The sequence below is a fragment of the Maritimimonas sp. 2210JD6-3 genome (genome assembly GCF_056591795.1).
Window position 1 is genome coordinate 25,663 of sequence record NZ_JBWQOJ010000034.1, and the last position, 10,489, is coordinate 36,151.

General features: G+C 33.4%; 10 protein-coding genes. 1 reads left to right on the forward strand and 9 read right to left on the reverse strand.

Going from position 1 to position 10,489, the window contains the following annotated elements; all coding sequences use genetic code 11:
* Window positions 1-113: 113 nt before the first annotated feature.
* From AC1EUY_RS12780 to AC1EUY_RS12815, 8 genes are all read right to left on the reverse strand, one after another.
* Window positions 114-2,327: a xanthine dehydrogenase family protein molybdopterin-binding subunit gene (locus tag AC1EUY_RS12780; protein ID WP_480195936.1), complete on the reverse strand. Its 2,214-nt coding sequence runs from the start codon at window positions 2,325-2,327 to the stop codon at window positions 114-116.
* Between the two features lie 11 nt (window positions 2,328-2,338).
* Window positions 2,339-2,794, reverse strand: a complete 456-nt coding sequence (locus tag AC1EUY_RS12785; RefSeq protein ID WP_480195937.1) for a (2Fe-2S)-binding protein — start codon at window positions 2,792-2,794, stop codon at window positions 2,339-2,341.
* A 103-nt stretch (window positions 2,795-2,897) separates the two neighbouring features.
* A complete protein-coding gene (locus AC1EUY_RS12790) occupies window positions 2,898-3,470 on the reverse strand; it encodes a hypothetical protein (protein WP_480195938.1) in 573 nt (190 codons plus the stop codon).
* A 104-nt stretch (window positions 3,471-3,574) separates the two neighbouring features.
* The gene (locus tag AC1EUY_RS12795) at window positions 3,575-4,624 is read right to left on the reverse strand and encodes an endonuclease (protein ID WP_480195939.1); all 1,050 of its coding nucleotides are present in this window, start codon (window positions 4,622-4,624) and stop codon (window positions 3,575-3,577) included.
* A 2-nt stretch (window positions 4,625-4,626) separates the two neighbouring features.
* Window positions 4,627-5,832, reverse strand: coding sequence for an RsmB/NOP family class I SAM-dependent RNA methyltransferase (locus AC1EUY_RS12800; RefSeq protein ID WP_480195940.1), 1,206 nt, complete (start codon window positions 5,830-5,832; stop codon window positions 4,627-4,629).
* Window positions 5,833-5,861: 29 nt separating this feature from the next.
* On the reverse strand, window positions 5,862-6,632 hold the full coding sequence (locus AC1EUY_RS12805) for a TIGR02757 family protein (RefSeq protein WP_480195941.1): 771 nt from the start codon (window positions 6,630-6,632) through the stop codon (window positions 5,862-5,864).
* Window positions 6,623-7,075, reverse strand: coding sequence for a methyltransferase family protein (locus tag AC1EUY_RS12810; RefSeq protein ID WP_480195942.1), 453 nt, complete (start codon window positions 7,073-7,075; stop codon window positions 6,623-6,625). The genes AC1EUY_RS12805 and AC1EUY_RS12810 overlap by 10 nt, the downstream gene beginning before the upstream one ends.
* Window positions 7,072-7,752: a GDSL-type esterase/lipase family protein gene (locus AC1EUY_RS12815; RefSeq protein ID WP_480195943.1), complete on the reverse strand. Its 681-nt coding sequence runs from the start codon at window positions 7,750-7,752 to the stop codon at window positions 7,072-7,074. Before AC1EUY_RS12815 ends, AC1EUY_RS12810 begins: the two co-directional genes overlap by 4 nt.
* A 142-nt stretch (window positions 7,753-7,894) precedes the next feature.
* Here AC1EUY_RS12815 and recG point away from each other — a divergent pair, with 142 nt between their 5' ends.
* Entirely contained in the window at window positions 7,895-10,000 is a 2,106-nt protein-coding gene (gene recG, locus AC1EUY_RS12820) for an ATP-dependent DNA helicase RecG (RefSeq protein ID WP_480195944.1), read from the forward strand.
* Between the two features lie 47 nt (window positions 10,001-10,047).
* Here the strand turns inward: recG and AC1EUY_RS12825 are convergent.
* On the reverse strand, window positions 10,048-10,489 hold a 442-nt coding region (locus AC1EUY_RS12825; protein WP_480195945.1), incomplete at its 5' end, for a tetratricopeptide repeat protein.

Here is a 10,489-nt window from a genome sequence, read left to right on the forward strand (position 1 = left end):
ATTCATAACCTCTAAACACTTGTTTTACGTTACTATTTTATTCTAAATTTAGAATTTTATTGTATAAATACTGCTTTCGACGTTAATATCAAAGCAGGATTTTTATTTATGTATTATCCTTTTACTTTCTCAACTTCCTGATTTAAGTACTTAACAAATGGCTGTTTGTATAAACGTTCTCCAGTAGCTTTGTATAAAGCATTAGCCAATGCCGCTGGAGCAGGAGGCAAACCTGGCTCTCCTAAACCTGTTGGTGCAATCTCATTTTGAACAAAGTGTACTTCTATCTCTTTTGGAGCCTGTGAGTGACGAATGAGTTGATATTTGTCAAAATTATTTTGGTCAGGTTTACCCTCGTTAAAAGTCAATTCACTATACATTGCATGTCCGATACCATCAATTATACCACCTTGTATAATATTAGCTGCGGCATCTGGGTTAACAACGATGCCACAATCAACAGCAGCAGTAACCTTTTGAACCATTGGTTGATTGTTTTCTAAAATTACATCTACAACAAGAGCGACATATGAAAAATGACAAAAATATGCGGCAACACCTCTGTGCACACCTTCTTTAGGCTGTTCCCAATTTGATTTTTCTTTAACTAATTTCAATACTCCAGCGTAACGATCTGCATCATAATCATATTCTTCGCCAACTCGATTATTCTTTGCTCTATCAAATAGTGCTAATCTAAAATCAATCGGATCTTTTCCCGCTAACTCAGCTACTTCATCTAAAAACGCTTGTTCAGCACCTGCAGTAAAATGTGATCTAGGAGCACGCCACGCCCCTGTAGAGATATTTGTAGGAGCTTTAATTTTTTCAGCCCTATAATTTTCAACAGCTCCAGCTGGAAAACGCTTTGGAAAGACAGACCCACCTGGTAAGCCAGAACCCTTTACGCTAAAGGCAATTAAATTGTTATCTTCATCTAAGCCAGCTTTATAGGTAGATAAATAGGTGGGTCTATAGGTACCTTGCGTCATATCATCTTCTCTAGAATACATAAGTTTGACAGGTTTTCCTATTTTTTTTGAAATGGCTGCTGCTTCTAATCCAAAATGTACATATAATCTTCTTCCAAATCCTCCACCCATTCGAGTCATATTAACTGAAATATTTTCCAGTCGCATACCTAAAAGCTTTGAGGCTGATTTTTCTAATGCTTCGGGGGTTTGTGTTGGTCCAACTAACTCAGCAGAATTATCAGTAACATTCGCATAGAAGTTCATTGGCTCAAGTGTATTATGCGCCATAAAAGGAGCGCTATAACTACGTTCAATAACTTTTGAAGCGTTTTTAAATGCCTTTTCTACATTACCATCATTTCTACTATCTTCTACCTCACCAGATTTGAGCGCATTCTGTAATAGTTCTACATGTTGTTGTGAGTTTTCTAATTTACCAACGGTTTCCCATGCTACTTTCAACGCTTTTTTTGCTTTCATTAATTGCCAGGTTTTATCACCTACGATTGCAATTAACTCCGGAAATGCATTTACATCACTCCACTGTGGTTCTTCAATAGTAGTATTAATGATAAAGGCATCTTTAATACCAGGCATGCTTTTAATTTCATCTTGGTTAAAGTTTTTTGGTTTCATACCAAACGCTGGAGGATGCTCAATCATTGCTAATACCATTCCTTCAGCTTTGTAGTCTAATCCAAATAAGGGTTCACCGGTTATAATTTTTAGACCATCTACATTTTTCTTACTTGTACCAATTAATTTATAATCTTTCGGTTCTTTCAAGTTAACTTCTTTTGGTATCTCAATACCCACGGCTTTTGAAGCTATTTCACCATAAGTGATACTTCTTTCTCCGTTATTTTCTTTAATAACTCCACTTTTTGCAGTTAGATCTGATACCGAAACACCCCATTCTTTTGCAGTAGCTTCTAGTAACATTTGTTTACCTGTAGCACCAGCCACTCTTAAAGCATCCCAACTTAGTCGTATTGATAAACTACCTCCAGCAAACTGATTTTGATAAAGCCCAGTATTTAGTGGAGCCTGTTCTACTACTACATCTTTCCAATCTACATCTAATTCTTCAGCAACCACCATAGGCATAGAGGTTCTTACGTTTTGCCCAATTTCAGGGTTGGGAGAATAAATGGTCACCATACCCGTATCTCCAATTTTTATATAGCCGTTAATATCAAACCATTCCTTAGGAATTTCAACCATTTCTTCTTCAGGTTTCGATGCAGGAACACAGCTAGTTAACCAACTAAATCCTATAAGCATTCCGCCTCCAGCAGCAGTAGAAACCTTTAAAAAAGAACGACGATTATATTGTGTTTTAATTCTAGTCATAATAATTTATTTTAAAGTTTAGCTGCCGTTTTAATAGCTTCTTTTATTCTCACATAAGTTCCGCATCTGCAAATATTACCATTCATAGTAGCTTCAATTTCTTCGTCACTTGGATTGGGATTATTTTTTAATAGTGAAGCGGCATTCATCATTTGCCCAGCCTGACAATAACCACATTGAGGTACATCTACTTCTTTCCAAGCTTTTTGAACTGGATGATCACCATTTTCTGACAAACCTTCTATAGTGGTAATTTTTATTCCATCTAGAGAAGATACTGGTATAGAACAACTACGCGTAGCTTGCCCATCGATATGAACTGTACAAGCACCACATTGAGCGATACCACAGCCAAATTTAGTACCAACTAAATTTAGTTCATCACGTAAAACCCATAATAAAGGAGTGTCTTCGTCAACATTTACCGACATAGATTGACCGTTGACATTGAGAGTGTAGTTTGGCATTTTGAAAAGTTTAAAATTGCCTGCTTAAGATACAAAAAATAGCAGCTTCAAAATGTTAAACTTTTGGCAAACTTATATAAAAAATTTAATGAAACGCTGGTGTTTACTTCTTTACAGCGGCAAATCCTATTGATTTGTTTTTGTAATATACCTTACCATTCGTGAAGTTTTCTTTGACTGGAAAATCAATATAATAAGTAACTCTATCTTTTACTCTTACCTTTTTAAGTGATTTTACACTAGCAATTTCTTTTTTCTTTTTTCTACCAAAGAAATTGGGTTTAAATGTTTTTGCCTGAAGATTTTCATAATCTTTCATAGTGTTCTCCTCAAAAGCATTGTAGTTTTCATTTAAAGGCTTTGTTTTTAAGTATTTTCTCTTATCATTCGCTCTTAAATAATATGCTCCAGTTGGGCGAAGTCTTAATTTATTATCATCATCTACCAAAGAGAGAAAATTAAGATCTATTACTTGATTCTTATTGCTTTGAATAATAAGTTTTACACTTACACTTTTAAGCTCTTTGTTATCAAAGCGATAGGGAGTAGCCCATTGAGATCCGTTAATTTTAGCTGAATCTACTCTAAACTTAAAAGTATCTGTATTTTCTTGTACAGGTGTAAATGCAGCACATAAAAACAGAATTACAATAGATAATAAAATTGTATTTTTCATTTTAAAAAATTGATAATCAATTATGTATTGATTAGTGATTTCATTTAATCAATCCTTAAAACGTAAAAAAGGGGCAATAAATTGTTTTAGCAAGCTTTGTAGATTTATTCCCAGCTATTTTCAGCAGATTCTCCACCCCAAATTAGTGTTGCTAAATAAGGATTATCTATAAAAGGGTTGCGATTCCCTTGAGGGCCTTCGATTATATTATTTCGCTGCTTTTCAAAGTCGGAAACAGGATCTTCTCGATTCCATTTTAAAAACAGATCTAAGCTACCTACATCATTAAAATTTTCATCATATCGTAGGTTAAGATACATGATCATTCTTGCAACATCACCTTTCCATTCATCACCGGGATACCAAGTGTTGCTATTTATAAGTTGGTAGCCACCAGTACCATCTACAAAAGGATAATTCTGTCTAGAACCGTTAATATCTTCATCACAAGCTCTTAAATGATGTAAATCTGCCCTTGCCGTGCTATTTATTAAAGATTGTGGATATACATGCTCGGTGTTAAAAGTTTGAGGGGAATGCGAATTATTTCCAGAAAGATACTCACGTTCATCTCTACTTTCACCACTATACATTAAAATCACATTAGCAATATTGCTAGCATCTTCATCAGCATCGTATAAATAATTATGTCGTTCTCCATATTCAAGAAAAGTGGTATGATTACTAATTGTATGTGTTGCTAATGCATCTTTCAGTTGAGTAGCATCATCATAAAATACCATATCGCTATAATAATCTTCCAATTCAGATGGAATATTAAAATTAATCGTAGCAGTAGTATTCTCTAACGTTGAAAAATTATAATTGGAAGATGAAGTACCCCCATTACCATCATTAGCTGTCACAATTCCAGAATACTGTGTGCTTTCACTTAAACCTGTAAATGTATAATTAGTTTCTGTTAAATTAGTTGCAACTGAAGTGCCGTTTACAGTTACCGAATATGTTACTGTATCACCATCTGGGTCGCTAGCGGCTGTCCAATTAATGGTAGCATTACTTTGTGTAATATTATCAGTAGTTATGGTAAAACTACTTGGGTTTCTATTTTCTTGCATTGGGGCACCACCGTCATCTGAACCCCCACAAGCTACTAATGCAACTGTTATAAAAAGAAATACTATTTTTTTCATATCTATTTTTTCTCTAATAATGCCATATAAAATCCATCATAGCCTGACTCTGAAGCCAATACTTTTTGATCGCTTACAAAGGTAAAATTTTCGTTAGATTCTAAAAAAGTTTTCACTTGATCTTGATTTTCTGATGGTAATACAGAACACGTTGCATAGACTAATTTACCACCTGGTTTTACCATTTTAGAATAGTGTTGTAATATCTCTTGTTGTGTTTTACGAATGTCATCTAAAAACGCTGGTTGTAATTTCCATTTAGAATCTGGGTTTCTACGTATAACCCCCAAACCAGAGCATGGAGCATCTATTAATACTCTATCGGCTTTATCATATAGTTTTTTAATAGGTTTTGTTGAATCTATTAGTTTAGAATCAATATTATGAACTCCATTTCTTCGGGCACGAATCTTTAGTTTCTTAAGTTTACTTTCATAGATATCCATAGCAATAATTTGCCCCTTATTTTGCATTAAAGAAGCCAAATGTAAAGTTTTACCGCCAGCGCCTGCACAAGTATCTACTACTTTCATGCCTGGTTGTACATCTAGATAAGCAGCTACCAATTGAGAAGACGCATCTTGCACTTCAAATAAACCTTCTTTAAATGCTTGTGTTTTAAATACATTAGCACGTTCAATCAATTTTAGGGCGTCAGGATGTTTCGGTAATTTTTCTGTAGCAATATTTTCTGAAAGAAGCTGTTTTTGAAGATTTTCTCTAGTAGTTTTTAATGTATTGGTGCGTAAGATAACTTCTGCTTGCTTATTAAGGGCAGCTATTTCTTTTGTCCATAAGATTTCTCCTAATTCTTCAATACCAATTTCATCAAGCCAATCGGGTATTGATTCACGAAATTTTCTAATTTTTGAGAGCTCATCGAAACGCCCTTTTATTCTTCGAGATGGGGTAGGCTCTATTTGATTCCAATCAGGTAGAGGAATACCCTTTAATACGCACCATACTGAAAACAAACGCCATAAGTTAGTACGATCAAAAGGTTCTTTAACATCAGCGATTTCAGCATACAGACGTTTCCAACGTACAATCTCATAAATGGTTTCTGCAACAAATTTACGATCACGGCTTCCCCAACGCTTATCTCTCTTCAACGCTTTTTCAACAGCTTTGTCTGCATATACGCCTTCATTAAAAATATCGCGTAAACTGTCGATGACTGCAAATACTAAATTTCTGTGTAATCTCATGTTTTTATTTGAGGCTGCAAAGGTACTAATTAAAATTTCTCAAACACTCCTAATCCGAATAGTGCAAAATCATACTTTACTGGATCGTTGGCATCTAATTTTCGTAAATTATTGTCTAACGCTTTCAACGCTTTGGCATCATTTTGTTTTCTTTCTAACAATCCTAATTTACGAGCAACATTCCCAGAATGTGTATCTAACGGACAGGATAGTTGAGAGGGTGCCAGTGATTTCCAAATACCAAAATCTACGCCAACTGTATCATTGCGAACCATCCACCGTAAAAACATATTGATTCGTTTAGCAGCTGAGCCTTTAACAGGATCTGATATATGTTTCGTTGTTCTTTGTGGATGTTCAATTGCAAAAAACACCTTTTTAAATGCACTAATGGAATTTTGTAATGAATCTACTTCTGCAGAACCAGTAAAAATTGCTTCTAGCCCATTGCGATTCGTATAAATATTTTTGAGTGATTTAATAAAGTATTGAAAGTCTATTCCGTTAAAAGTACGATGTACAAAATTGACAAGTTCTTTAAGATGATGTTCTTGATGATTCATAATAAAATCATAAGGAGAATTACCAAGGCTTGCCATCATACGTTCAGCGTTATTGATGATCATTTTTCGGTTACCCCAAGCAATAGTAGCTGTAAGAAAGGCTGCAATTTCAATATCTTCTTTTAAGATGTATTTATGAGGAATTTGAATAGGGTCTGATTCAATAAACTTAGGATGATTGTATTGTAAAACTTTTTCATCTAGAAAATCTTTTACATCTTTAGTAACTAAACCCATCTACGAACACGAGTTTTATAATTAATGTACTCTTCACCAAAAAGTTCTGTTAATACTTTTTCTTCTGGCTTTATTTGGTATTCTGTAATGTACACTATGTACATGCTAATTACTATTAAGTTAAATATATTTCCTAATCGTATAAAGAATGCAATTAAAACAATAAGCATTGCCACATACATAGGATTTCGAGAATATTTATACAAACCTTTAACAACAAGATTGGATGCCTTCGATGGATTTAAAGGATCTACTGTAGTTTTGGCTTTTCTAAGTGAATATACAGCGATTAATCCAATTAAAATACCAATAATAAATAGAATAAAGCTTAATTCGCTTTGATATTCAAATTTTAAATGTTGTTTTTTAGTTATTCTTCTTATTAACCACATTAGTAATCCGAAGAATACCATTTGTAAGGCTGGAGGAACTTTTAATTTCATTTATTGAGTACTTTTTCAATAGCCTTTTCAACCAGTATTTTCATTACAAGATATCCTTCTTTATTTGGATGTACGCCATCATACGTATATTCTTCTAACATCCCATTTTTTTTATTTTTCATTGTACTAAAATAATCAAGATAATAATGATTGTTTTTATGGGCATAGATTTTCAATAATTTATTTAAACGAGGTATTTTTTCATTAGGTTTTAAGCCAGGTCGCCAAGGGTAATCAATAGTAGGAAGTACCGAAGAAATAATAACCTTTATTTTATTTTTAGATGCTATTTCGCACATTTTGTAAATATTACTAGCTATTTCATCAATACTAATAGCACCATTATTTTGAGCTATGTCATTAGTCCCTGCTAAAATAATTACCCCTTTAGGATTCAATTTTATGACATCTTTTCTAAATCGAATTAGAATTTGTTCAGTGGTTTGCCCACTTATACCTCTATTGAGGTAAGATTCATTTTCGAAAAATAACGGCTCATATTGACTCCATCCTTCAACAATAGAATTTCCTATAAACACTATTAAGTTTTCTTTTTCTGCTGAATCAATAATTTTTAAGTTATCATTATTATAGTAATCAAGGTTTCCATATTTATTCTTTGTATGAGTTTTGTATAAGAATAATATTGATAAAATAAAAAGAAACAATAATATCATTATTTGTAATTTAGAGAAGTGTTTTTTTCTCATTTTGCTATTAAAATATTCTGATTTTTAATTCGATTAGTTCAAATATAAGTCATTCTTTTTTAGAAGCTTTAAGATTATGAATTAGTATATTCGTTTTTAAAATGGTTACTTGTCATATATAGATTTACATACTTCGATTGAATATTTAAAGGGAGTTGGTCCTTCTAGAGCAGATCTTCTAAAAAAAGAACTTGGTATTTTTACTTTGGCAGATTTGGTGAACTTTTTTCCAAATCGATATATCGATAGAACTCAGTTTTTTAAGATAAACCAACTACAACAGAACTCATCTGAAGTTCAGCTAATAGGTAAGATTACACATTTAAAAACGGTACAACAAAAACGAGGAAGTCGTCTTGTGGCTACTTTCGTTGATGAAACTGGTAGTATGGAACTCGTTTGGTTTCGAGGTGTAAAATGGATAAAAGATAATTTGAAGATCGATACGCCTTATGTGGCTTTTGGAAAAGTGAGCTGGTTTAATGGATTATTCAATATGCCACATCCTGAGCTAGATCTTGTTACTGAGTATAAGAAAAGTTTGCAAAAAGTAATGCAGCCCATATATCCATCTACAGAAAACTTAACTAACAAAGGAGTTACGAATCGAATTGTAATGAAAATGATGCAAAATCTCTTTACAATTTCAGGAACGAATTATACAGAGACTTTGTCGCAAGATATTTTAAATACATTAGGATTAATTTCTAAAGGAGAAGCCTTGTTTAATATACATTTTCCTCAAAATCAAGAATTACTTACAAAAGCACAACAACGTTTAAAATTTGAGGAATTATTTTTTATACAATTACAATTAATTAGAAAAAAGTTGATTCACAAGTCTCGGATAAAAGGATATGTTTTTGACAAGGTAGGTGAACATTTTAACCAATTCTATAGAGATTACTTACCTTTTGAGTTAACAAATGCACAAAAGAGAGTTATCAAAGAGATACGTAAAGATCTAGGAACTGGTGCCCAAATGAATAGGCTGCTGCAAGGCGATGTAGGTTCAGGAAAAACAATTGTAGCATTGTTGTCTATACTCATTGCATTAGATAATAATTTTCAATCGACGCTAATGGCACCAACAGAGATTTTGGCAACACAGCATTTTAATGCCATACAAGAATTAGTATCTAAAATGAATATTGAAGTGGCACTTTTAACAGGTTCCACTAAGACAAAAGATAGAAAAATAATTCACGAACAGCTAGAAAATGGTGCGTTACATATTTTAATTGGTACACATGCATTACTCGAAGATAAAGTGAAGTTTCATAATCTTGGGTTAGCGATTATAGATGAACAACACCGATTTGGTGTAGCACAAAGGGCAAAAATGTGGAAAAAGAATCATCTCCCACCACATATTTTAGTTATGACAGCTACACCTATACCAAGAACCCTAGCTATGAGTGTATATGGAGATTTAGATATTTCTATAATTGATGAACTGCCTCCAGGGAGAAAAGATATTATGACGGCACATCGATATGACACGAATCGTTTAAGTGTATTTAAATTTTTAAGAGAACAAATAACCTTAGGCAGACAAGTTTATATTGTTTATCCTTTGATAAAAGAGTCACAAAAACTTGATTTTAAAGATTTGATGGATGGTTATGAAAGTATTGTTAGAGAGTTTCCAAGACCTGAGTATCAAGTAAGTATTGTGCATGGTAAAATGAAAGCTACAGATAAAGAATATGAAATGCAACGCTTTGTAAAAGGAGAGACACAGATTATGGTTGCCACCACGGTAATTGAAGTGGGGGTTAATGTACCAAATGCTTCGGTAATGGTTGTAGAAAGTGCAGAGCGTTTCGGTCTTTCACAATTACATCAATTAAGAGGCAGAGTTGGGCGTGGTGCCGAGCAAAGTTTCTGTATATTAATGACTAGTTTTAAGTTAACGAAAGATGCAAAAATTAGAATGGAAAAGATGGTCGCTACCAATGATGGGTTTGAGATCGCTGAAGCCGACTTAAAATTACGTGGTCCTGGAGATTTGATGGGTACACAACAAAGTGGTATTTTAAATTTAAGAATCGCTGATGTTGTGAAAGATGCATATATTTTACAGAAAGCACGACAAGTAGCTATTAACGTGCTAGATAGTGATCCGAACTTAAGTAAGCCCGAGAATAAGAATATTAGTTTGGCATATCGGCAGATTAGTAGAAATAGAGCAATTTGGGCTAATATTAGTTAATAAAAAGCTAAGCCGAATGGGCTTAGCTTTTTCTATTGTAGTTGTACTTATTGCAGTGCTTCTCCTTTTTTGAGTCTGTCAATATTTGCCTGAACGCGATCTTTATTTGCTTTTGTAGGTGCCAATGTTAATGCTTTTTTTAAGTACTTCAGAGTACTTTTTTTATTACCCTGAGCATCGTATGCTCTTGCTAATCCATAATTTACTGGCCAAGTATTCTTATGATTTTTTGCATTCCATTTAAAGATTTCTAAGGCTCTATCTTTTTTTCCTTGGGTAATCATGGCTCTACCGTGACCATGAACTTGAAATACAGTTCCTAACTTCATTGATTCATCCATCAATTTTTTTGCTTCGGCTTCTTTTCCCATTTTTCTAAGTATTGCAGCTTTTATTTGTGCATTTGCAAATGTTTTTTGACTAAAAAAATTTCCTTCTCTAGCTGCATTTATCCATGATAAAGCTTCTTCGAGATCATTACCATTTAAA

Coding starts and splice junctions, on each gene's coding strand:
- AC1EUY_RS12780 (WP_480195936.1), bottom strand. CDS start 2,327: ATGACTAGAATTAAAACACAATATAATCGTCGTTCTTTTTTAAAGGTT.
- AC1EUY_RS12785 (WP_480195937.1), bottom strand. CDS start 2,794: ATGCCAAACTACACTCTCAATGTCAACGGTCAATCTATGTCGGTAAAT.
- AC1EUY_RS12790 (WP_480195938.1), bottom strand. CDS start 3,470: ATGAAAAATACAATTTTATTATCTATTGTAATTCTGTTTTTATGTGCT.
- AC1EUY_RS12795 (WP_480195939.1), bottom strand. CDS start 4,624: ATGAAAAAAATAGTATTTCTTTTTATAACAGTTGCATTAGTAGCTTGT.
- AC1EUY_RS12800 (WP_480195940.1), bottom strand. CDS start 5,832: ATGAGATTACACAGAAATTTAGTATTTGCAGTCATCGACAGTTTACGC.
- AC1EUY_RS12805 (WP_480195941.1), bottom strand. CDS start 6,632: ATGGGTTTAGTTACTAAAGATGTAAAAGATTTTCTAGATGAAAAAGTT.
- AC1EUY_RS12810 (WP_480195942.1), bottom strand. CDS start 7,075: ATGAAATTAAAAGTTCCTCCAGCCTTACAAATGGTATTCTTCGGATTA.
- AC1EUY_RS12815 (WP_480195943.1), bottom strand. CDS start 7,752: ATGATATTATTGTTTCTTTTTATTTTATCAATATTATTCTTATACAAA.